At 61.2% G+C, this 22,206-nt stretch carries 18 protein-coding genes; 11 read left to right on the plus strand and 7 right to left on the minus strand.

Annotation, left to right across the window (positions count from 1 at the left end):
• Nucleotides 1–37 precede the first annotated feature (37 nt).
• Entirely contained in the window at nt 38–892 is an 855-nt protein-coding gene (locus tag JNL86_14150) for a universal stress protein (GenBank protein MBL8044052.1), read from the plus strand.
• On the opposite strand, the gene JNL86_14155 is transcribed toward JNL86_14150, so the two are convergent.
• The 4 genes from JNL86_14155 to JNL86_14170 all read right to left on the minus strand — a co-directional run bounded on the left by JNL86_14155 (nt 893) and on the right by JNL86_14170 (nt 8,062).
• Complete coding sequence (locus tag JNL86_14155) at nt 893–5,284, minus strand: DEAD/DEAH box helicase (protein ID MBL8044053.1); 4,392 nt, start codon at nt 5,282–5,284, stop codon at nt 893–895. It lies immediately after the preceding gene.
• Nucleotides 5,285–5,716: 432 nt separating this feature from the next.
• The gene (locus tag JNL86_14160; protein ID MBL8044054.1) at nt 5,717–6,148 is read right to left on the minus strand and encodes a response regulator transcription factor; all 432 of its coding nucleotides are present in this window, start codon (nt 6,146–6,148) and stop codon (nt 5,717–5,719) included.
• A 163-nt stretch (nt 6,149–6,311) separates the two neighbouring features.
• Nucleotides 6,312–6,956 carry a response regulator transcription factor gene (locus JNL86_14165; GenBank protein MBL8044055.1) on the minus strand — a complete coding sequence of 215 codons (645 nt, stop codon included), beginning with the start codon at nt 6,954–6,956 and terminating at the stop codon, nt 6,312–6,314.
• Nucleotides 6,953–8,062 carry a sensor histidine kinase gene (locus JNL86_14170; protein ID MBL8044056.1) on the minus strand — a complete coding sequence of 370 codons (1,110 nt, stop codon included), beginning with the start codon at nt 8,060–8,062 and terminating at the stop codon, nt 6,953–6,955. Before JNL86_14170 ends, JNL86_14165 begins: the two co-directional genes overlap by 4 nt.
• Before the next feature lie 134 nt (nt 8,063–8,196).
• Between JNL86_14170 and JNL86_14175 the strand changes: the two genes are divergently transcribed.
• Both JNL86_14175 and JNL86_14180 read left to right on the plus strand, forming a co-directional pair.
• Complete coding sequence (locus tag JNL86_14175; GenBank protein ID MBL8044057.1) at nt 8,197–9,000, plus strand: hypothetical protein; 804 nt, start codon at nt 8,197–8,199, stop codon at nt 8,998–9,000.
• A 103-nt stretch (nt 9,001–9,103) separates the two neighbouring features.
• Nucleotides 9,104–9,691: a cupin domain-containing protein gene (locus tag JNL86_14180; protein MBL8044058.1), complete on the plus strand. Its 588-nt coding sequence runs from the start codon at nt 9,104–9,106 to the stop codon at nt 9,689–9,691.
• Nucleotides 9,692–9,769: 78 nt separating this feature from the next.
• On the opposite strand, the gene JNL86_14185 is transcribed toward JNL86_14180, so the two are convergent.
• The gene (locus tag JNL86_14185) at nt 9,770–11,263 is read right to left on the minus strand and encodes a CPBP family intramembrane metalloprotease (protein ID MBL8044059.1); all 1,494 of its coding nucleotides are present in this window, start codon (nt 11,261–11,263) and stop codon (nt 9,770–9,772) included.
• Nucleotides 11,264–11,472: 209 nt separating this feature from the next.
• Here JNL86_14185 and JNL86_14190 point away from each other — a divergent pair, with 209 nt between their 5' ends.
• The 3 genes from JNL86_14190 to JNL86_14200 are packed head-to-tail and all read left to right on the plus strand — an operon-like array spanning nt 11,473 to nt 14,494.
• Nucleotides 11,473–12,690 carry an alanine--glyoxylate aminotransferase family protein gene (locus JNL86_14190; protein MBL8044060.1) on the plus strand — a complete coding sequence of 406 codons (1,218 nt, stop codon included), beginning with the start codon at nt 11,473–11,475 and terminating at the stop codon, nt 12,688–12,690.
• Nucleotides 12,687–13,289 (plus strand): DUF3365 domain-containing protein, encoded by a 603-nt coding sequence (locus tag JNL86_14195; GenBank protein MBL8044061.1) that lies wholly within the window; start codon nt 12,687–12,689, stop codon nt 13,287–13,289. Before JNL86_14190 ends, JNL86_14195 begins: the two co-directional genes overlap by 4 nt.
• Nucleotides 13,286–14,494, plus strand: a complete 1,209-nt coding sequence (locus JNL86_14200; GenBank protein ID MBL8044062.1) for an amidohydrolase family protein — start codon at nt 13,286–13,288, stop codon at nt 14,492–14,494. The genes JNL86_14195 and JNL86_14200 overlap by 4 nt, the downstream gene beginning before the upstream one ends.
• A 66-nt stretch (nt 14,495–14,560) precedes the next feature.
• On the opposite strand, the gene JNL86_14205 is transcribed toward JNL86_14200, so the two are convergent.
• Complete coding sequence (locus JNL86_14205) at nt 14,561–15,199, minus strand: DnaJ domain-containing protein (GenBank protein ID MBL8044063.1); 639 nt, start codon at nt 15,197–15,199, stop codon at nt 14,561–14,563.
• Between the two features lie 105 nt (nt 15,200–15,304).
• Here JNL86_14205 and JNL86_14210 point away from each other — a divergent pair, with 105 nt between their 5' ends.
• From JNL86_14210 to JNL86_14230, 5 genes are all read left to right on the plus strand, one after another.
• Nucleotides 15,305–16,585 carry an MFS transporter gene (locus tag JNL86_14210; protein ID MBL8044064.1) on the plus strand — a complete coding sequence of 427 codons (1,281 nt, stop codon included), beginning with the start codon at nt 15,305–15,307 and terminating at the stop codon, nt 16,583–16,585.
• Between the two features lie 45 nt (nt 16,586–16,630).
• On the plus strand, nt 16,631–17,317 hold the full coding sequence (gene pxpB, locus JNL86_14215) for a 5-oxoprolinase subunit PxpB (protein ID MBL8044065.1): 687 nt from the start codon (nt 16,631–16,633) through the stop codon (nt 17,315–17,317).
• Entirely contained in the window at nt 17,314–18,090 is a 777-nt protein-coding gene (locus JNL86_14220) for a LamB/YcsF family protein (protein ID MBL8044066.1), read from the plus strand. The genes pxpB and JNL86_14220 overlap by 4 nt, the downstream gene beginning before the upstream one ends.
• A complete protein-coding gene (locus JNL86_14225) occupies nt 18,080–19,036 on the plus strand; it encodes a biotin-dependent carboxyltransferase family protein (protein ID MBL8044067.1) in 957 nt (318 codons plus the stop codon). The genes JNL86_14220 and JNL86_14225 overlap by 11 nt, the downstream gene beginning before the upstream one ends.
• Before the next feature lie 131 nt (nt 19,037–19,167).
• Nucleotides 19,168–19,368, plus strand: coding sequence for a hypothetical protein (locus tag JNL86_14230; GenBank protein MBL8044068.1), 201 nt, complete (start codon nt 19,168–19,170; stop codon nt 19,366–19,368).
• Between the two features lie 94 nt (nt 19,369–19,462).
• Here JNL86_14230 and JNL86_14235 read toward each other — a convergent pair whose 3' ends face one another.
• Nucleotides 19,463–22,135, minus strand: coding sequence for a CBS domain-containing protein (locus tag JNL86_14235; protein ID MBL8044069.1), 2,673 nt, complete (start codon nt 22,133–22,135; stop codon nt 19,463–19,465).
• Nucleotides 22,136–22,206 lie beyond the last annotated feature (71 nt).

Here is a 22,206-nt window from a genome sequence, read left to right on the forward strand (position 1 = left end):
TTCGACCCACTGCACCTCACCGGAGTTCGACATCGACATGCATGCGCCGAATACGCCGCTTGTGATTCACCGCATCTTCCATCCGACAGATTTTTCAGAAGATAGTCAGGTGGCGTTCGCCCACGCGCTCAAATTAGCCGTGGCGTATCGCGCCGAACTGACCATCATGCACGTGGATCCCGATGTGTCGCCGGAAGGATTCGAGGACTTTCCCCGCGTACGGCCGACGCTGGCGAAATGGGGGCTGCTCTCGGAATCCAGCACCAAGAGCGATGTCACGACACTCGGCGTGCACATCCGCAAGGTGCGAGCCCTGGCCGCCGACGCCAAGCAAGCCATCATTCACCACCTGACGACCACTCCAACCGATCTTATGGTCCTGTCCACGCACCAGCATGAAGGCTTCGCCCGATGGACGCATCACTCGCTGGCGGAACCGGTCTCCCGGCACATGCATGTGAAGACACTGTTTGTGCCGTCGCATGTCCAGGGCTTCGTCGCCGGCGACAGCGGGAAGACCTCGCTGCACCGGGTCCTCTTACCGATCTCGCTTACCCCGCCCTCCCAACCAGCCATTGATGCAGCCACCACCCTGGTCACGCAAGTGAACGTGTCACCGGTCACGTTCACCCTCGTTCACGCAGGGAAGGAACCGGACACCACTGCCTTAGTGCTCCCGGAGAAGCCTGATTGGTCCTGGAACCAGCTGTTTGGAAAAAGCGACCCCGTGGAGTGGATTCTGGCGGCCGGGGCTGAGTTCGATGTGGATTTGATCGTGATGGCGACGAAAGGACAGGACAGCGTGTTGGACCTCTTGCGCGGGAGCACGACCGAACGCGTGCTGCGCGGGGCGCGCTGCCCGGTGCTCGCAATTCCGGCCTCGCTGATTTGATCAGAGGCGAGTATCCCGCCGGGCCACTTCCAGGAGAAGCGACTCCCGGCGGTCGTTCGTGTCACGCCCGGTCACCGTGCGCACCACCATTCCGTCGCGAAACACCACAAGATTCGACGGCACGGCGGCCACTCGCGGACCCGGCAGGATCACGCCGGCCAGATTCAGCGGATCGGCAGCCGACAGGGTAATCTCCTGCTGGTGCGCGCTACCCGGGCGCTTTTTCATCGCCCGCAAGGATTCCAACGCTGCCGGCAACGCGAATTGCTCTCCCGTAAAGCCGCTCACAAACCGGCCACCGCGAACCTCCCCAGTGAATTCGAGCCGCCGATAACAGACCAACAGATCCCGCCAGGAAGATGCCATCGACTCACGCGCCAACAAGTCCCGGAATACGATGCCGTATCGCTGCAACAGCTGCCTGGCCACACGCTCGGTGGCCGCTGCCGCCGCGCGCGGATCGGATGACACGGTGGCCGGTCTCAGCAGCGACCAACGGCCGCCGACATGGCGAGGCCGACGACTGCGATCGGACGCCTCCGCTCGCCGACGCTTGGGATCGATGAGTGCGCGCAGATTGTCAAAGCCGTCGGCCGTTACCAGCCCGGCAGCCACCAACTCCCACAACCCGTCCTCCACTTCAGAGGCCAACAACCTGGTTCCATGCAGGAGCTCACTAAAAAAACTGGCGCCACGATCCTGCAAGCACCGTCGAATGGCTTGTGCCGACGCACTGAGTCTGGCAGAGAGATCCAATCGCGCCAACTCTTCTCCCGTCACTGCAAGCAAGACCGGCGCATCTTCACGCGCAAACAGACTGACCGGCGCCACGCGGGTTGGAACGACCCGACGCCCGGGCACTGTCGCCAACTCCTGCATCAGGCGTGGATGAGGCGTCAACCGCCCCCACATCAGCGCTCCGTTCAGACAGAGTCGGTCCAGCCACTCGGGTTGATACCTGGCCATGCGGACGCGCAGGATCTGTGTCTCCCAGGCGGACGCCGCCGCCTCGAACCCACCGAGTTGCTTCACCACCTCCAGCAACCCCGCCTCTCCATGCAAACGCGCGCCGGGTGCGGCCCGTTGCCATTGGAATAGGAACCGCATGAACTCCGCCGCCGTGACAGGCTCGATCTCCTTGCGCAGCCGACCAATGGTGAGACGATGGATTCTCGCGAGGAGACGACGATGGCACCACTCCATGGCCCCGTTCGTCGATCGTGAGGCCTGAGCTGAAAAGCGACCTCTGAGCACATGGCCTTGCGCTTCCAATCGCAACATCGCCCCGTTCACATCTTCAACCGACAGGTGCAGGCGAGCGGCCAGGTCTTCGGCCGTCGTCGGCCCGATACTCTCCATCCAGCCCAACACGATACGGGTCAGGACCTCTTCCCGCTCGAGCACCTCTGTGTCCGCACACGTGGCGACGGGTTCGATCCTGGCATCCGGAAACAGCTGCTCCCCGTACTGCCGACACTCCGCAGCCAACCAGCCCAGCTTCGTCTCTCCCTGCCACACTGTCATCAGGCGGCCGGCAGCCGACAGGGCCGGCACGAGGAGGTCCCAACCGGGCATGCACGCGCAGGGCACCCACCCAAGGGACAACAACGCATGGTGGAACTCTTCCGCATCGCGCACCACCGGCCACGATTCGTCGATGACCTGCTCGATGGCGGTCTGATCCAACGCGCCCATCTCGCCTGCCAACTCCGGAGGCAGAGTCCGCCGCATGTCGACCGCCCGCGCCCGGCGCTCCTCCAGCGGAGCGTCGTCGAGAAACGCGTAGGGATTGGCATTCAAGATTTCATGACAAAAGACGGAGGGTAAGGGCGTATCGATGGCGCGGCAGGCTATCGCGCCGCGTTCGATACGATCCAGCACTGCGATCAGCCCATCGAGATCCATCGCCTCGGTCAAACAATCCCGGATGGTTTCCTGAGCCAAGGGATGGTCGGGAATCTGACGGATCGTGCGCGCCCCCTGAAAATTGTCCTGACAGGCAATCGCATCGGGAAACACCGCCGCAAGGAGATCCTCGGCACGCATCCGCTGAATCTGCGGCGCGACACGTTTGCCGCCGACAAATCGGAGCAAGGCCAGGGCACGCGAGGCATTCCAACGCCAGCGCGTCATAAACATGGGGGCCTGCAGGACAGCTTGCGTCAACACCTCGCGCAGGGTCCCTGGGTTCAGAAACGCAAACACCGTATCGAGGGGAAAACTGTGTTTCTCCCCCAGCGACAGCACAATGCCTTCGTCCGTGGCCGCGGCCTGGAGTTCGAAATCGAAGGTCACACAAAAACGTTTTCGCAGCGCCAGCCCCCAGGCGCGATTCACTCGTCCGCCGAACGGGGCGTGAATCACCAGTTGCATTCCGCCGCTCTCGTCAAAGAACCGCTCGGCAATGATGGTCTGTTGCGTCGGAACCGTGCCGAGCACCGCCTTTCCCGCCAGTATGTACGCAACCGCTTGTTGCGCCCCACGCTGATCCAGTCCGCACTCACGGGTCAACCACTGCACCGGTGGTGTGGAACGCGCCGGGTCGGTCTCCGTGGTGTCCACGCGCCGGTCGATCTCGGCCCTGAGCGCCGCCACCTCCGCGGACAGATCCGCCGTCCTGGCCGGGGCTTCCCCACGCCAAAACGGAATGGTGGGGGGTGCGCCCTGCGCATCTTCGACCCGCATTTTGCCGGTCTCTACCCCTTTGATTCGCCAGGACGTATTGCCCAGCAGCATGATGTCCCCTGCCAGGCTTTCAACCGCAAAATCCTCATCCACCGATCCGACCACCGTGCCGTCGGGCTCGGCGATCACCGCATAGTTGGCCGTATCAGGAATGGCGCCGCCGGAGGTGATGGCCGCGAGTCTGGCGCCACGGCGACCCCTGATGTGATGGTTGATGCGATCATGGTGGAGATAGGCCCGCCCTCGACCTCGGCTCGTCACGAATCCCTCGGCCAACATCTTCACCACCGCGTCGAATGAGGCCCGGGTGAGATCGCGATAGGGCATGGCCCGTCGGCACAGGTCGAACAATTCCGTCTCATCCCAGGACTGCGTCGCGGCCGCGGCGACAATCTGTTGCGCCAACACATCCAGCGGTGCGGGCGGCACCTCGATACAGTCCAGTACCCCGCCTCTGATCGCCCGGATTAACGCGGCACATTCGATCAATTCGTCGCGTGTGGTGGCAAAGAGCCGGCCTTTGGGGATCGCATGAATCCAGTGCCCGGCCCGGCCGATGCGTTGCAGACAGGTCGCGATGGAACGGGGCGAACCGATCTGACACACGAGATCGACTGTGCCGACATCGATGCCAAGCTCCAATGATGCGGTCGCCACAACCACGCGTACGGCCCCCGTCTTCAAGCGATCCTCTGCCGACAAGCGAATCTCGCGAGACAAACTTCCGTGGTGCGCTGCCACAACATCGTCGCCCAGATGCCGGAGCCGCTCCTCCAGGTAATGGGAGACCCGCTCTGCCAGGCGGCGAGTATTCACAAACACCAGCGTGGAGCGATGGGCTTCGACCAGGGCGGCCACCCGGTCGTAGACGTCGCTCCAAACGGCATTGGTGGCGACCGCGCCGAGTTCGTCTTTCGGCACCTCGACGGCAAGATCCATATCGCGACGGTGCCCCACGTCAATGATGGCCACGTCTTTGGGCCCGCCTCGTCTCTCACCCAGTTCTGCTTCAGACGCAGCGATATCGCGATTCACGAAGACGTGCGAGCCACTGCCGCCCAGAAAGTGAGCGATGAGGTCGATAGGTCGCTGCGTCGCCGAGAGGCCGATCCGCTGGACGGCCCCCCCTGCCAACACTGCTGCCCGCTCCAGGGACAACGCCAGGTGCGCCCCTCGCTTGTTGGGTGCAACCGCATGAATTTCGTCCACAATCACTGTGCGCACCGTGCGCAACATCGCCCGGCTTTTTTCCGCGGTGAGAAGAATAAAGAGGGATTCAGGCGTCGTGATCAGGATATGCGGCGGCCGCCGCAGCATCTGCTGGCGTTCGGTCATCGGTGTGTCGCCGGTCCGCACGACGACCCGCAGGTCCGGCAGCAGAAACCCGGCGGCCAAAGCAGCCTGACCGATTTCGGCGAGCGGCTGTTGGAGATTCTTCTGGACGTCGTTGCTGAGCGCTTTCAGCGGTGAGACGTAGAGGATCTGGGTTTCATCTCGAAGATCGCAGCGCACCGCCTGCTGAAACAGGGTGTCGATGCAGGAGAGAAAGGCGGCCAACGTCTTTCCGGATCCTGTCGGCGCAGAGATCAAGAGGTCGCAGCCGGATTGAATGGCCGGCCAGGCCCGCAGCTGCACCTCCGTCGCAGAGGCGAACCGTCCTGTGAACCAGTCGTTGATGATGGGATGAAACGGCAGGGGCGGCGTCATCCGGAGATCGTAACATAAGCGAAGAGATCAAAGAATGTGCAGCAGACGGGATGGAACGCCTCACCTGTCCGATGGACGGTCCCGGGAAGAGCCCACGAGTACTCCCGGCAGGAACCGCACACGACCGAACTGCGTCGTATGCCGCCTGACAGGTACGACTCAGGGAGCAGGAGCGTTAGCTCATGGCACCGCCGTAGGTCTTCAAGATGTCGTACGACAGCCGGCACTCGCTACAGTAGTTTCTCGAAAATCGCACCTGCGAAGGAGCCACCACATGCCGCGCAAGGTAACTGGGGAAGTCGACCCAGCAGTGTGTCCCTCTCGAGGAAAACCCATCATCACGAACCCGCCGGCACAACTCACACATTGGTACGACTCGGACCATCCTTGGTCTCCTTTGGCACGACTCAGCTCGTTCACCAACGCCCGGCCTTACTTCTTTTTCTGCCGCCCTGCTCGCTTCTGTAAATCATCCGGACAACAGACCCGCTCACCTTGCAACACCCGGCTCAGGTAATGCCCCAGATCGACCGTCAAGTGTTTCACCAAGTACGCCATCGCCCCCACTTCAAAGGCCGCCATAACATAGGCCGGGTCTTCGTGCGACGAAAAGAAGACGACCCTGCTGCTCGGTACCGCATCCTGAAGTTGACGACCGATGGAAAGGCCGTCCAGGAACGACAATGAGAAATCCAGGATCACCAAATCCGGAGTTAGGCGTTTCGCGGTCAGCACCAATGCTTCGCCTTCGGTCTCCGACGCGACGATATCATATTGAGACTCAAGGAGAATCTCAAGAAAGGCCAACATGGACCGCGAAGAGTCGCCGATAAGGATACGGGGACGGGAGAGTTTCTTCCTCATATTCCTACGAGTCACTGCGTAGTAAAAGATGCCGCATACTAGGGCAAGTGAAGGGAAAACCACACGCGTAATAAAGCGGGGCTCAACGCCAAAAAACTTACCAGGCTACAGACTAGTAAGAAAGGCTATGCTATGGAGCGGGATGGGATTTAGACTGGGAACGCTACGTTTGACTCGTGAGACCTTGAGCCAGTGCGTATTTGACGAGCTCGACGGTCGTGTGCAGATTCAACTGTTCCATGATCTGCCCTTTATGAAACTCTACCGTGCGCGGAGAAATCTTCAGGGTGGCGGCAATATCCTTCACCGTGTGCCCTTCGGCTAGCAGCTGCAACACCTCTCGCTGGCGCGTGGTGAGCTCAGGACCGGTCGGTGCGCCGCCGTCGATGCCCCGTAACATGCTTTCAACGACTTCCTTGGTCACCAGCGGCGTGACATAGAAATTCCCGCCCCGGACGGCGCGGATCGCCTGAGCTAACTCTTCGCCTACGCACCGTTTCAAGAGATACGCCGAGGCGCCGGCTTCAAAAGCCGCTCGCACATAGGCGGGGTCGGCATGCATTGTAATAAACACGACTTTGACCTGAGGAAACTTGACCTTGAGGACGCGCGCGGCATCGATCCCATTGAGGACCGGCATCGAGATGTCGAGGATGACAATGTCTGGCTTCAATTGCGGGATAGCCTCCAGCAGGGCACGCCCGTCCCCGACCGTACCGACCAGCTCACATTGATCATCCAAGAGACGCCGGAACCCCTCCAGAACCAGGGTATGGTCGTCCGCCAACAGCACGCGCGGCAGCGTCATATCGCCACCCTGACTAGAGGCACATTCATGGACACGGTCGTTCCTTTTCCCGGAATCGATTCGATTTCACAGCTGCCCTGGACCGACAGGAGGCGTTCTCGCATATTCAACAGCCCCAACCCACCTTCCCCCTTGTTGACGAGCAGCTGATCGAACCCCCGGCCGTCATCACGGACCACCACAACCACTTCTTCGTCTTCCACCGTGACCTCCACCTCTACTCGAGTCGCTTTGGCATGCCGGGCAATGTTGGACAGGCTCTCCTGCACAACCCGGTACAAGGCCGTCGACGCCGCCTTATCCAGCTGATGGTCGAACGGCTGATGGACAAACAGGATTTTTACGCCGGTTCGACTAGAAAAGTCATCCAACAACCGCTGCAGCGCAGCCTTTAACCCCAGATCGTCCAGAATCGAGGGATGGAACCGATAGGCCATGTACCGCACGTCGTCGGAGAGTTCCTCCAACCCCTTCACGGCATGTCGAACCCCGAGATGCGCATCCTCAGGAGATCCCGCGATTCGCCGGTCGACCTCCTGCAACTCCAACAACAAGAGGGCCAGGCGCTGATTCACGTCATCGTGCAGATCCCTCGCGATGCGTCGACGCTCCTCTTCCTGCGCGGTCAGGATCCGGCCGGTCAGCACATGCAGTTGCTCCTCGCTGCGCTCCAGCGCCACCCGACTAGCCGCCAAATCGGCGGTCCGTGCCTCGACGCCACGCTCCAGCCGCTCATTTGCTTCCTTCAACAGGGACTCTATGTGGCGACGCTGATACACAAATAACACCGGAGCCCAAATTCCGAAAAGGCTGAAGAGATGATTCACCCACTCAAACCAGGACGGAAGGCCCGGCACACGCGGGCTAAACGGCACCGCGATAGTCGTCAGCAAGGAACAAGCGGTGGCGGTTACGACGGGCAACCAGCGATACTGACTGGCGGAAGAGAGCAGTACCACGGCACTGTACAACACCGCGTTGGCCACCCCCAACGGCAAATGCAGGTCCAGGACAAAGAAGATGCACGCCAGCAGACCGGCCAGCCCGACCATCACATGCTGTCGTCGTTGCGCCAGGGCCTCGGTTGATCGGTCGACCTGATCCATCCGCTCGTCCCGCCGTTGGTTGGTAGACGCTACCGGGGCGGGATTTTAGCATGTGATTTGGCCCGGAGACCAGAACCAGAATGGCCGGAACACGGACTGGGCAAACCGCCCGGCGCTTCGAGTATGATGGGGCGATGATCACACCACCCCCTCTCGTCATACTGGGATTTGGCTACACAGGCCGCTGGCTCTACAGACTGGCCCACGAACAATCGGGCCGCATCCTCGCCAGCAGCCGCCAACCAGAACGCCATCTGACCGAGGTCCCGCCCACCGATCGGATTCGCTTTGATGTGACGGATCCGACCAGTTGGCCCACCCTGCCTCGGGAGGCAGACCTCATTTGGACATTTCCCGCCATTCCGCTGGACCAGGTCCAGGAGTTTGCCAAACAGCACTGCCACGCGCATCGGCGGCTCGTCGTGCTCGGGAGTACTTCAGCCTACGACCGGCATGAGCAGCCCACCATGGACCTGCCTCCATGGATCGACGAAACCAGTCCCATCAATGCCGACCTCCCCCGCGTTCAAGGAGAAGAATATTTGCGCACCCACCATGGCGCCATCATTCTTCGCGTGGCAGGCATCTATGGTCCGCATCGCAATCCCGTGGACTGGATCCGGCGGGGGCGAGTGGGCCCGACGAATAAATTCGTGAACCTCATTCACGTTGAGGACTTAGCGCGACTGTGCCTTCAGGCCCTGCGACAGGGACAGGCAGGCACGTCCTATAACATCAGCGACGGCCAGCCACGTCGCTGGGTCGAGATCTGCCACGAAGTGTCGGCCCGGTGGGGGGTGGTGAGTCCTCGCCAGACACTGGCAGAGGAGGCCGGCAAACGAATCCGCAACCACAAGGCGCTGACACAGCTTCAGTACACGCTCCGCCACCCTGATTTCTATCAGGCGCTCAGGTCCATCGAAGGGCTTCCGGCTTAGACTGTTCGCCCGAAAACCTTGTGCCTATTGAACAAACCGTGTACACTCGCCTCACTCACTCGGGACGCGGGATCACGCCAGGGGTAGGACCGCGAGGAGGCATATGACTCGATCAGTCCGCCCCAAAGTTGCGCCGAAAGCAGAGGTCCACGTCGGAGACATCGTCAGGCGCCTGCGAAAATCCCGCCACTTCTCCGTGCGGATGCTCGCCGATAAGTGCGGATTTTCCCCCAGCTTCATTTCCCAGGTCGAACTACGCCAGGCCTCGCCGTCCATTGCATCGACCGAAAAAATCGCGTCCGCACTCGGTGTCACCCTGGGCGAATTTTTTCGTACGGCGGACCCCGTCCTGCCGGCCATCATTCGTTCCGATGCTCGCCCGGTCGTCCAAAGCCAATGGTCTCGCGCAAGAATTGAAACGCTCGGGCCCTTCAATAAAGACAGTCGGTTTGAGCCGATGGTCATTACCATCCAGCCTGGCGGAGCGAGCGGCCACAAACCCTATGCACGTGAGGCCGAACAATTGGCCATGGTGCTCCAGGGTTCACTGGAGCTCACGCTGGAGGACGAGGTCCACCTCCTCAAACGGGGGGATGCAGTCGGAATCCCTGCGGGCAGCCGTCATTGTTGGAAAAATACCAGCCGGAAGCCGGCGCAGATGCTGCTCGTCACTGCACACCGCTCCCACTAGTCCGCACACCTGCCACTCTGCTCGACACGCCGTCTGATAGATCGAAATGGGCCGGTGGGACAGAGCGATGGTCTCGGGTCAGGACCGCAACAACGCCATCACGCTCAGACAGACGAGCAGATTGTTCACGGCATGTCCGAGCACCCCGGGCCAGAGACTGCCGGTGCGTTCATAGGCCCAGGCCCAGACCAGCCCGCTCCAGAATACGCTGAGAAAGCCGATCAGCCCATACCCATGAGCCAGTGCAAAGAGGGCGGCGCTCAGCATGGCGGCAGTCCCCCACTGAAACCGCCGCCGAAAGACACCGAACAGCAGCCCACGAAACGCTAACTCCTCAAAGACCGGCGCAAACAGCACATACTCCAAGAGACTCACCACCAGAGTCGGCGACGATCCCCACACCAGGTCCGCATCGAACCATTCCGTCCAATGACTGATCAATTTGAGCGGTTCCGCAATCCGGCCCAACACCCACTCACCCACAAGCCCGGCGGCGACGACGGCCAAGACCGCCAGCGCCAGCTGCCCGAGGTGACGCGGCTGAATGCTGATTCCGAACCCGCGCCAGAAAGACTGCCGTTGCGGTCGGAGCAGGTGATAATAGGCCAGCGCCAACAAGGGCAGGTTCGACAGCGGCACAGCCACAACCCGCAACGACGGGAAGTCACTCGCGGCAAACAGAAATGCCACGGTCAGGAGTGCCCCGACGGCCCCCCCACGCAGCAGAACGCCCGCGCCAAGACGGCCTGCCCATAAGGGAGGCAGCTCGGCCGAGCCCACGCGAAACATGGTGGCCCCCTTCCCCCGCCGAAGCCAAGCCATCAACACCAGGATTCCCACGATCATCAGCGCCAGCTCCAACCAGGCAAATGCCCGTGAACGCCAGACCAGAGCCTCCACCCGTTGCTGCGAAGAGGTTTCAATTGTCACGAGCAGAGGACGGTCTCCTGCCCGCTCGGCAATGCGGGTGGCAAGCCGGGCATAAAACCAGCCTGTGACGGGTTGCTCCGCCAGATAGGCTTGCAAATTGAACCCCACCGCCGGCGACACCTTCGCATCCACATAGGCCGCCTGCAGCAATCGGGCAAACGACGCATACGGTTCCCCCTGACGGGTCCATCGCGATACGTCCTGCTTGATCTCCGCTAGGTGCCCCGACTCCCCTTCCAAAATCGCCAGATGCAGGTCGACGAAGGGATCGGCCGATTCTTCCGCGAGTTCTCGATACCATTCGATGACCTGATCACGATCGTTTGCGTCACTGCCCATCGTGATGTCGTAGAGAACCTGTTCCCACACCGGCAAGGTCTTGAGTCCCTCTTCCTGATCCATCAGACGGCCGACCATGTGACTCAACGCCCGTTCGGCATCCGGCACGCGTTCCACCCGGGGGACATCGAAGGAGAGCCAGGCCACCACCGCAATCGACGCGGACAGCACCACGGCGGACAATACCGTGACAGCCCGTGAAAAACCGGGATTGTACGCATGGGGCGGAGGAGGCGCCCCGACACAGGGTGCCGATGAAGTCACCGGTTGCACGGGCGCCCCGCTCGATAGATCCGCGTCCACAAGGACCTCCAGACAAGAAAGAAGCGCCGGAGTATAGCACCGGCCTCAGAGAGGTGAAACAGGCAGTGCCCCTTGCGGCCCCAATGAGCCCCGACATAATCCCATGGCTGAATCCCCTTCGCTTTCGTTATACTGAGTCACGCAACAGGACCGTTTGATGGCCGGGCTATGGAACCTTCCCGGGTGACGAGACGCGATCGACTCCGAAGATGAGCCTGCCTCCACCGGATCACGAATTTATCCCGCCCACTCGCCTGCTCCTGGGTCCCGGGCCGAGCATGGTCCATCCCCGGGTCTTGCACGCCCTGGCCCAGCCACTTGTCGGCCATCTCGATCCGCTGTTTCTGGGCCTGATGAATGAGATCCAAGCCCTGCTCCGCACCACATTCCAAACCCACAATGAATTCACCATTGCCCTGTCCGGCACCGGATCGGCTGGCATGGAAGCCGTCATCGCCAACCTCATTGAACCGGGTGACCGTGCGCTCGTCGGAGTGAACGGTGTCTTCGGGACACGGTTGGCAACCATGATCGAACGACAGGGTGGGATCCCACTGCGCATCGACGCACCATGGGGAGACATCATCACGTTGGAGGCTTTACGCGACCAGTTGGCCCGGTCCGGTCCGATCAAAGCGGTGGTGCTCGTTCACGCAGAGACCTCGACCGGCGCCGCACAACCGCTGGAGGACGTGGGCGCCCTCTGCCGCGCCCATGGGGCACTCCTGATCGTCGATGCGGTGACGTCACTTGGCGGCATGCCGATGAACGTGGATGCCTGGGGCATCGACGCTTGCTACAGCGGCACCCAGAAATGTCTCAGTTGTCCGCCCGGCCTGGCCCCACTAACGATGAGCCCGCGGGCTATACAGGCGATTCGGCAACGGCGCACGCCCTGCCACAGCTGGTATCTAGACCTGGCCTTGATCGCCGACTATTGGAATGACCAGAGCCGCGCCTATCACCACACCGCCCCGATCTCCATGCTCTATGGACTTCGAGAGGCCTTGCGCCTGCTGCACAGTGACGCGCGTGAGGCGCGGTTCGCGCGCCATCGGCTCAACAGCGAGGCCCTGCTGGCGGGACTTGCCATCCTAGGTGTGATGCCGCTTCCCGCCGCAGAGCATCGACTCCCGATGCTCAACTGTGTCACCCTACCGGATGGGATCGACGATGCCGTGGTGAGAACCCAGTTGCTTCAGCAGGACGGCATTGAGATCGGAGGCGGGTTGGGTCCTCTGCGCGGGAAGGTCTGGCGCATCGGGCTCATGGGCGAATCCAGTCGGCAGGCTCACGTTCTGACGCTGCTGAGCGCCTTGGAACGTATCTTTGTGTCCCACGGATGGCTGGCGCAGCCCGGCTGCGCGGTGCAAGCGGCAGTCGACGTGTATACCGATTCACAGTTGGCGACGAGGAGGAGTGCATGAGTCGAAACGGATTGTGGATTGTGGCGGCAGGCGTAGCCGGCTTCGTCGCGGCGGTGACCTACTGGATCATCGCCCTGGCCGTCGCCGAATCGCGAAAGACAGATATGATCGCACCGGAGCGCGTGACCAGTTTCATTCACGCCGTGATCGACGCCAATCGCGCCAACTACACACAAAACGTCGTCGACAAGCTGCACACACAGGGCGTCGTCGAGGCGCTCGAACATTGGAAAGAAGAGAAGGGGCTTCCGTTGCCCGCCCAATTTCTCCTCGAATCGGGCCGGCTCGTGGCACAAAAGGATATGAAGCTGAGCTTCCGCCTGGCGAGCCTTACCCCCATCTACGTCTGGAACGGACCGAACAGCGAATTCGAACGGCGCGGCCTGGAAGTCGTTATGAAGTCACCGGAAAAACCGTTCACCGGCTTCTACCAACAAGCCGGCGTTCGGTATTTTCAAGGGATCTACGCCGACCGTGCGGTATCGGAAAGTTGTGTGGCCTGTCATAACGGGCATGCCAATAGCCCGCGCCGCGACTACAAACTGAACGACATCATGGGCGGCGTCATCGTCACCATTCCGATCAGCGAGGCTCCATGATTACGGCAATCCGGCACATCCGAATCCTCGACGGCCTCGGCGGGCGGCTTGAACAGGGCACCCTCATGATCGACAATACCCGCATCCTGGCGGCCGGACCCGAGCGCGCCGTCCGTATCCCCAAGGGCGCGCGCCGTCTCGATGGCCGTGGCCTCACCGTCCTCCCGGGACTCATCGACTGCCATGTTCACTTCTGCCTGGGCGCCGAAGCCGATGTGGTGGCGGCGGTCGAAGGAGAATCTTCCTCCGTCACGCTACTCAAGGCCGCTGAACAGGCTCGTCGCACGCTGCAGGCCGGATTTACCACTGTGCGCGACGTGGGGTTTCGCGACCATGCCGTCTTTGCACTGAAGCATGCCATTGCCGCAAGGCTGACGCCGGGGCCGCGCATTCTGGCTGCCGGACTGGCCATCTGCATGCCGGGGGGACACGCACGCTTCATCGGTCGCGAAGCAGACGGCGTGGAAGCCGTCCGAGCCGCCGTGCAAGATCAACTCAATGCCGGAGCGGAAGTGATTAAAGTCATTGCCTCCGGCGGTGTACTGACACCCGGCACCTCACCGGACGACGCCCAAATGACCGTCGAAGAGCTGCAGGCCGCCGTCGCCGTCGCCGCCGCACAGGGACGGCATGTCGCCGCCCATGCGCACGGAGCCACCGGGATGAAGAATGCCCTGCGGGCCGGGGTGCACTCAATCGAGCACGCCACGCTAATGGACGACGAGGCTGCCGGAATGATGAGCCGACAAGGGGTCTACATGGTGCCGACCCTGTCCGCACTTGCAACAACAGCCGCCTGCCCGACCGGCTGCGGTATTCCGGACAGCGCCCGCTCCAAAGCGAAGAATATGGTGAAGCAACACGAGAAGAGCTTCCGCGCGGCCGTGCGACGTGGCGTGCCGATCGCGCTGGGCACCGATGCCGGTACGCCGTTTAATCATCATGGGGACAACGCGCAGGAGCTGGAGCGCATGGTGGCCCTTGGCATGACGCCGATGAACGCGATCATGACCAGCACCTCCGCCGCCGCGCGATTGCTACGGCTATCCGAACACATCGGCACTATCGAGGTGGGAAAACAGGCGGATCTCCTCTTTGTGGAAGGCAATCCCTTGAGAACGATCGGCGTGTTGATGAAACAGGAGCGGATTGCCGGCGTGATGCAAGGCGGGCGCTTCGTGGCGGGTCCCCTCTCGCAGGTGTGATCTCCGTGCCCGGCGCCAACCATCCGCTCTCGGGATGGTTGAAGCGCCACCATGAGGGCATCGACGCTACCTCCGCTCGTAGAGCAATTCCAGCGCGGCAGCAAAACCGTTGATCCGGCCTTTTCGAAACGCCTCCTCCAGACGCCCCCGTAACGCTCGTATCCCGCCCTCATCGCCTCGCGCGACGACCGCCTGCGAGACCATCATTTGCACTGCCACTTCGAGCAAGCGCTGCTTACGCTCATCCATTTCCGTCGTCACGAATTCCTCGATCACTTCTGCGCCGCGCGCCTCGACGATCGGTTCCTTGAACGTGTCATAGCCCTGATACGCCACGGTACGCTCGCGAATGAGAGCGAGTTCCGATTTAATTCTGGGCACCATCTTCATGAGGACCGCAAAGACCTCCTTCCGCCCCTCGTCGAACAATTTCTTCTCCATCTCCTCAAGAATCTGAGAAGGATCGGCGGCTTCGGCCCTGGGCTCCTCCCCCCAGTGCAAGCGGTCGTAGGTGCGCCGACGCTCCGGATCACCGAGGACTTCGTAGGCGGAGTTGATCTCGCGAATCTTTTCTTCGGCCTTGCTATTGTGTGGATTTCGATCAGGATGATGTTCAAAGACGAGCTTTCGATAGGCTTTTTTGATGTCGTCATCGGAGATATCCCGTGGGATGCCGAGGACACGGTAATAGTCAATTTTTGGCATAGTATCGGCGACTATACCACGGGACTTTCTCAGCTTCACCTTGACAGCACGACGTCCTGCCCGTAGCTTGGCGACGATCCGATCGTGTCAATGAGGAGCATCTGCGTGGGCTGGACACACGGCGTCACCCGATACCAATGGTTGGTCCTGTTCGTCGCCTGGTTAGGCTGGGTGTTCGACGCCATGGACGCCACGATTTACGCGATCGTGCTCCATCCCGCTCTGCAGGAATTGCTCCACGCCGAAGCGGCTCACGGCGCCGTCACATCCGAACTCATCGGCTGGTACGGCGGCCTGGTCTTTTCTATTTTTTTGATCGGCTGGGCCATCGGAGGGATCGGCTTCGGACTTGCCGCTGACTATTTCGGCCGCACCAAGACGTTGATTGCCACCATCTTGATTTATGCGATCTTCACCGGCCTGGCCGCCTTCGCCCAAGAGTGGTGGCACCTGGCGATTGCCCGCTTTCTCACGGCGCTTGGCGTCGGGGGAGAATGGGCGGCGGGCGCAGCCATCGTGGCCGAAACGTGGCCTGAAGAGAAACGCGCCAGGGCGGCCGGGATCTTACAGACAGCCTGGGCCTTGGGCTTTTTCCTTGCCGCCGGGTGCAACCTCCTGTTGAAAGATTCCGAATGGCGGGTGCTGTTCCTGGTCGGCATTCTGCCGGCATTTGTGGCATTGCTCGTCCGCCGGTGGGTGAAAGAACCGGAGCGCTGGATACGGGCACAAGAACGGGAGGGGCGTTCAGCCCATACGACGGTGATGCACCTGTCTGAATTGTTCAGCCCGTCCCTTCGCCGCGATACGCTGGTGGGCTCCACCTTGGCTTTCGTGGCGGTCTTCGGCCTCTGGGGCGCAACCAATTGGGCCCCGACCCTCATCCGCACCATGCCAGATCTGCAGGACCAGGATCCCGCCGACCTCACGGCCAAGGTGAGTTACGCCATCATGGCGCTGAACGGGGGGGCTCTGTTTGGCTATCTCGGGTTCGGGCCGCTGGCTGAACGGTTTGGCCGCCTGCCCGTCTTCGGCCTGATGTGCTTCGGCAGTCTCATTCTGCTGCCGGCCACCTATTTTGTGCCCCACAGCTATGCGGAAGTGCTGCTCTTGTTGCCGGTCCTCGGATTTTTCAACAACGGCATCTTCAGTGGATTTCCTATCTACCTTCCCGAGCTGTACCCGACGCGCCTCCGAGCCACAGGGTCCGGCTTCTGTTTTAACGCAGGCCGCATACTCGCCTCCGCAGCACCGTTCATCACCGGCTGGCTCGTCACAGTACTCGGTTCATTCAACAACGCCGCCAGTGCCATCGCATTGATCTACGTGTTAGGCTTGGCCATACTTCCATTCGCAACCGAAACCACAGGGAAACCCTTACCAGAGTGACCGCTACCGGTCACCGTCTCCACACACCGTGAGGCCTTTCGCAGGATGATGCCGCGAATCGTTCCCTTGAGTGAATGTGCGTTCACCGTGGACTTCGGCGACGAGATCAGTCTGCAGACGAGCGAACTGGTGCTCACATTTTCCGCTGCCGTGGACCAAGCTGCCTTCCCTGGTGTCGTGGAAGTCGTCCCCACCTATCGATCCGCCACCATCTACTTTGACCCGTTACAAATCGATTCGACGGCACTCATCAAGCAGGTGCAGGCAGTCATCCCCAACAAGAGCGACGCGCCTATCCACCCGGCGACCACACATTTCATTCCCATTTGGTACGGCGGGGACGCAGGACCAGACTTAGTCGACGTGGCGCAACAGGCCGATCTGACTCCGGCCGAAACCGCCAGGCTCCACGCTTCTGTCACATACCGCGTGTACATGTTGGGATTTAGTCCGGGCTTTCCCTACCTGGGGACCGTGCCGGACCGCTTGGCGGTACCTCGCCTCCCGACACCGCGGAGACAGGTTGCCGCTGGCTCCGTCGGCATCGCAGGAACGCAAACCGGCATCTACCCACAGGCCAGTCCTGGGGGGTGGCACCTCATCGGACGCACTCCGGTTCGCCTCTTTAACCTGAGCAGACCCCACCCGTTCCTCCTTGCTCCTGGCGACCTCGTACAGTTTGTCTCGATCGACGAGGAGGAGTTTGGCAAGCTCTCCGGGAATCAGGCATGACGCAGACACGCCGCATCGATCTGAATTGCGACCTCGGCGAAGCCATCACGCCCGAGCAACTCGATGTGGAAGCACACCTCATGGCCCACGTCACCTCGGTCAATATCGCCTGCGGAGCCCATGCGGGCGATGCAGCACTGATGCGGCACACTGTCCGAATGGCCCATCAGCACCACTTGGCCATCGGCGCGCACCCTGGACTCCCCGATCGCGAATCCCAAGGACGCCGGGAGCAAGCGTTACCCCCAACATTCGTGGAGGAGCTCATTGTTTCCCAAGTCGGCACACTGATGGCCATCAGCCAGGAGGAAGGCGTCAGCCTCACACACGTGAAGCCGCACGGAGCCCTCTACAACATGGCGGCACGAGACCGCGTGGTCGCGGATGCCATTGCCAGCGCACTCATACGAATTAACCGCCGATTGATTCTCGTGGGGCTGGCTGGGTCTGAATTGATCGCCGCCGGATCGGCGCACGGGCTTCGAGTCGCTGCTGAAGGGTTTGCCGATCGGGGATACCAAGCCAACGGCCGCCTGGTACCCCGAGGGCAACCAGGCGCGATTATTCACGATGAAGCCCTGGTGATCGAACGGGCACGATCGCTTGCCATGGACGACCGTCTCACGGCCATCGACGGCTCAAGGCTTCACACCCACATCCACACACTCTGCCTGCACGGGGACACTCCAGATGCCGTGCGTCTGGCCCGTGCGGTGCGGGTCATGTTCGACCAGGCAGGACTGCCCGTTCTCCGTGTGGACCATGTCGCCTAACCACTCGACCATTCATGTCTTGCGCCCCGGGCTGTTCACCACGATTCAAGATCTCGGACGCCGTGGCTATCAGCGTTTCGGCGTGTCGGTGAGCGGCGCGATGGATCCCTGGGCGTTGACAGTCGGCAATCGCCTGGTCAGCAACCCCGACCGCGCCGCCGGCCTGGAAATTACGTTGCAAGGCCCTGAACTCTTCTTCGAACACCGTCTGTCCATCGCGATCACAGGAGCGGACCTCTCACCGACATGCGATGGCCACGCACTCCCCATGTGGACCGTCGTGACCATGCAGGCAGGAAGCCGATTGCAGTTCGGCGTCCGCAGACGAGGCACCCGCGCCTACCTGGCGGTAGCCGGCGGCATCGACACACCGGTTCAACTCGGGAGCCGCGCAACGCATGTCCGGAGCAGACTGGGCGGACTCGCAGGAGGTCCGCTAAGAAAGGCCGACCGGCTTGTAGTGAGATCGCCCGCGCAGGCGCGAGACGGCCATGCGCTCCCGCCTGCACATCACCCCCACTATTCCACCTCCCCCACCGTGCGCGTGATGCCAGGACCGCAGGTCGGTCACTTTATCGAGGAAGCACTAGAGCGGCTGACGAGAGGCCCCTATCGCGTGACCTCGGAATCAGATCGCATGGGGTACAGACTGGAAGGAATGGCATTGCCGCATCGCACCTCGGCCGACATCATCTCGGAAGCTGTCAGCATCGGGAGCATCCAAGTGCCGCCGAACCGGCAACCGATTTTACTGATGGCTGACTGTCAACCGACAGGCGGGTATACAAAACTGGCGACGATGATCGGTGCCGACCGCCACCTCGCCGCCCAGGTGGGACCGGGGGACAGCCTCTCATTTATGGTGGTCACTGCGAAGGAGGCATCTGAACTATTTCGGTCGTTGCATGCCGAACTTGACCGGCTACTACCTCCGCAGAATGGCTGAATTGACGGCGCCACTCGCTCTGGTGGCAGTACGATAACGCTCATTAGATGCGCACGCTCCCCCCGAACGAGAGCGACGCACACGGCCAACCAGTTCTTGACATTGCCCTGAAGGGATCTATTATTATTCGTATGGACACCACACTGACTCCTCGACAGATTACCCACGATGAGAAAAAGGCGGCCGAAGCCGCTTTCGCTGGTCGCCCATTCAATCCGAAATGGTCAGACGCGGCTCGCATCGTTTACGACGGCCTTCTCGCCGCGATGGGGAAAGACGCTCGAGCCGTCGACACCGACGATGAACTCGAGCCGGTTGAGCCGCTGGCTTAATCCCCTCCGCTCGTGTCGCTGGCGTGGGGATGCATGCATCCCGGGTTCTCTCGCACGCCCTGCAGTGCGGTAGACATCGAACACGAGTCCTGCATCAGGTCCCTTCCTGCAGCTTCGATCGTCCTCGTTCGACACAGTCCTTCACCAGTGCTCGTTCCTCTTCCTCGCTCGTGACCTCACCGTCCAATCGCGCCTCAGTGAGTCGCGCCAGAATCGTGCGGTACAGTGGACCAGGCTTCAGCCCCAAGGCTTTCAGTTCCTTCCCAGTGAGTGTTGGCTTCACGTTGCGATAGGTCGTGAGAAACATCGAGAGTTGTCGCTTTGCCGATTCCCCCAGGTTCTGTGCCAGGAGGAATACCAGGCATTCATCCGAGAAATCCGTCAAGAGGCGCACCGTTTCCGATGGCGTGAGCGGTGCCCGCCGACTGAGGGTCCGACACACCGGATGCGTGAGAAACCGAGCCTCATTGATGGCGGCCCGCTCGGCATCGGTAAACGGAAACCGCTTCAGCATCTCCCGCACCGCTTGATCGGACATGGCTTCAGCCAAGGCCATGGCGTAGACCAGCCACCCGCTGATGGTCCGGTCAAGGCAGGAGAGCCGGTACCAGTCCAATGCTGCCTCCACCTCGATGAGCCGACGGTCCAGTCGATTCGACCAGATGAGTTTCGGATGAATGAATCGCAGAAGGTCGAGCTCCGATAGACGCCGGACGGCCTGCCGCGGCATCCGCTCGGAAAACAACAGACGCAACTCATCCAGGAGGCGCTGCCCGGAAAGTCTGTGAAACAGCTCCATCTTCACCGCGCCCTTAATCAAGGCCAATGTGTCTTTGCTCAACTGAAAACCGAACCGGAGTTCGAACCGGATCGCACGAAACACACGAGTCGGATCCTCCACGAAGCTCAAACTGTGGAGCACCCGAATCAGCCGCTCCTTGAGGTCACGTTGCCCGCCATAAAAATCGATCAGCTGGCCGAACTGTCGCGGCCTGAGCGCCACCGCCAAGGTGTTGATCGTGAAGTCCCGCCGATAGAGATCCTTTTTCATCGAACTCTGCTCAACCGTTGGAAGCGCCGTCGGGTATTCATAATATTCAGTGCGGGCGGTGGCCACGTCCACCTTGAACCCGTCGGGGAGATGCACGACGGCCGTTCCAAATCGCTCATGTACGTTGAGTTTCCCGCCGTGTTCCTTCGCCAGTGCGCGCGCAAACACGATCCCATCCCCCTCCACCACGAGATCGACATCCAAATTGTCGATCCCGAGTAACAAGTCCCGAACGAATCCCCCGACGACATACACGGACACACCCAGCCGCTCGCCTAATTCACCAGCCACCCGCAGGAGATCCTGGACCACGTGGGACAGCCGGTCACGCAGCAGCCCTTTGAGATCCCGCCGCCGCACACCGCCCATAGACTCCAACCCCATCAATGATTTTGGCTTCCCGCGCGCACCGGCAAGCACATCGTCATGAAGGCTGCGAAGCAGATCGGTCCTGGTGATGACCCCAACCGTTTTGCCATCGGACAGCACGGGCACGAACCGCTGGTTCAACTCAATCATTCTGGTTTCAATGTCGTGAAACGGCGTCTCAGGATGTGCGCTATAGTGCCCGCTACTGGTGACATCCCCGACCTGGTGCGCGTCAAGGTGATGGAACAGCGCTTTCTGGATGGTCTCACGGGAAATTATCCCGAGATATTGCGCCTTCCGGTCGACCACCGGGAGCACATTGACCCCATAGGTCGTCATAGCCCGTTCAGCCTCCGTAATGGTGGCATCCTCGGTGATCGATTTGACCGGCGTCGTCATGACGTCCCGAGCGAACAAGGTGGGACGATATCGCTGCGTCAGCAGACGCGTCAGTTCCTGCTGCACCTCCACCAATGTCCGTCCTTTGACGCTGGCGGCGGCCGCCACCGCATGGCCACCCCCGCCGAACTCGCGCGCGATCCAGGCCACGTCGATTTCCGGCCGACGACTCCGCCCGATGATCTCCACTTTCTCTTGCAACGCAATCGCCACGATGACGGCATCAAGGCCTTGCAACTCCGCAAGCCGCTGAACCGCCTCTGCTAGGTCGCCGGTATAGCGATCATACGCACTCGACGCGACAAGAATCTTGCGCCCTTCCAAGTAGTAGATATCTCCTGACTGCAGCAGATCGTTCAGCAGCGCGATCAGGTCCGGATCCAGAGGATGTTGCAACGTCTCCGTCACCACATGGAGATCAGCCCCAACACGCACAACAAAGGCCGCCGCCTCCAGGTCCCGCGGGGTGGTCGAGGGATACCCGAATGAACCGGTTTCTTCGTACAAACCCAGCGCCAACACCGTCGCCTCAGCCGCGGTGAGAGAGATGTGTCTATCCTTCAGTTGCTCGACCAGCAAGGTCGTGGTGGCCCCGACGGGTTCGACCAGTCGCAGGCCGATCGACGGCCAGAGCGGTTGTTCCGCAATCTGACCGGCTCCATGGTGGTCGTAGAGGTGAACCTCCACATCGCCACGTGAACGGAGTGCACTCAAGGGTCCCAGCCGCTCCGGTTCCTGAACATCCACTAGCACCAATCGGGTCACGCGATCCAACGCCACATCCTTCAAACGGGTCATCTCCACATGATGCGTGGCCAAAAAGTTCCGGACTGCTTCTTGCGCCCCGCCGGGAAGCACGAGCACAGCGCCGGGATACAATTTTTGGGCCGCAACCATAGAGGCGATGCCATCAAAATCCGCATTCACGTGTGTGGTAATGAGGTCCATGCCGGCATTTTAGCAGGATCGACGGATCGAGTCAGAACTGTCGGCAAGTCCGGGAAGAATTGCAGCAGGTG

This window comes from Nitrospira sp., from assembly GCA_016788885.1.
Classification (GTDB): Bacteria; Nitrospirota; Nitrospiria; order Nitrospirales; family Nitrospiraceae; genus Nitrospira_A.

What these genes read in the sequence shown, in the direction of transcription:
- JNL86_14230 (MBL8044068.1), top strand. Translation starts at nt 19,168, where the DNA reads ATGGACACCACACTGACTCCTCGACAGATTACCCACGATGAGAAAAAG.
- JNL86_14175 (MBL8044057.1), top strand. Translation starts at nt 8,197, where the DNA reads ATGATCACACCACCCCCTCTCGTCATACTGGGATTTGGCTACACAGGC.
- JNL86_14200 (MBL8044062.1), top strand. Translation starts at nt 13,286, where the DNA reads ATGATTACGGCAATCCGGCACATCCGAATCCTCGACGGCCTCGGCGGG.
- JNL86_14170 (MBL8044056.1), bottom strand. Translation starts at nt 8,062, where the DNA reads ATGGATCAGGTCGACCGATCAACCGAGGCCCTGGCGCAACGACGACAG.
- JNL86_14190 (MBL8044060.1), top strand. Translation starts at nt 11,473, where the DNA reads ATGAGCCTGCCTCCACCGGATCACGAATTTATCCCGCCCACTCGCCTG.
- JNL86_14155 (MBL8044053.1), bottom strand. Translation starts at nt 5,284, where the DNA reads ATGACGCCGCCCCTGCCGTTTCATCCCATCATCAACGACTGGTTCACA.
- JNL86_14165 (MBL8044055.1), bottom strand. Translation starts at nt 6,956, where the DNA reads ATGACGCTGCCGCGCGTGCTGTTGGCGGACGACCATACCCTGGTTCTG.
- pxpB (MBL8044065.1), top strand. Translation starts at nt 16,631, where the DNA reads ATGATGCCGCGAATCGTTCCCTTGAGTGAATGTGCGTTCACCGTGGAC.
- JNL86_14160 (MBL8044054.1), bottom strand. Translation starts at nt 6,148, where the DNA reads ATGAGGAAGAAACTCTCCCGTCCCCGTATCCTTATCGGCGACTCTTCG.
- JNL86_14180 (MBL8044058.1), top strand. Translation starts at nt 9,104, where the DNA reads ATGACTCGATCAGTCCGCCCCAAAGTTGCGCCGAAAGCAGAGGTCCAC.
- JNL86_14195 (MBL8044061.1), top strand. Translation starts at nt 12,687, where the DNA reads ATGAGTCGAAACGGATTGTGGATTGTGGCGGCAGGCGTAGCCGGCTTC.
- JNL86_14205 (MBL8044063.1), bottom strand. Translation starts at nt 15,199, where the DNA reads ATGCCAAAAATTGACTATTACCGTGTCCTCGGCATCCCACGGGATATC.
- JNL86_14225 (MBL8044067.1), top strand. Translation starts at nt 18,080, where the DNA reads ATGTCGCCTAACCACTCGACCATTCATGTCTTGCGCCCCGGGCTGTTC.
- JNL86_14150 (MBL8044052.1), top strand. Translation starts at nt 38, where the DNA reads ATGCATGCGCCGAATACGCCGCTTGTGATTCACCGCATCTTCCATCCG.
- JNL86_14235 (MBL8044069.1), bottom strand. Translation starts at nt 22,135, where the DNA reads ATGGACCTCATTACCACACACGTGAATGCGGATTTTGATGGCATCGCC.
- JNL86_14220 (MBL8044066.1), top strand. Translation starts at nt 17,314, where the DNA reads ATGACGCAGACACGCCGCATCGATCTGAATTGCGACCTCGGCGAAGCC.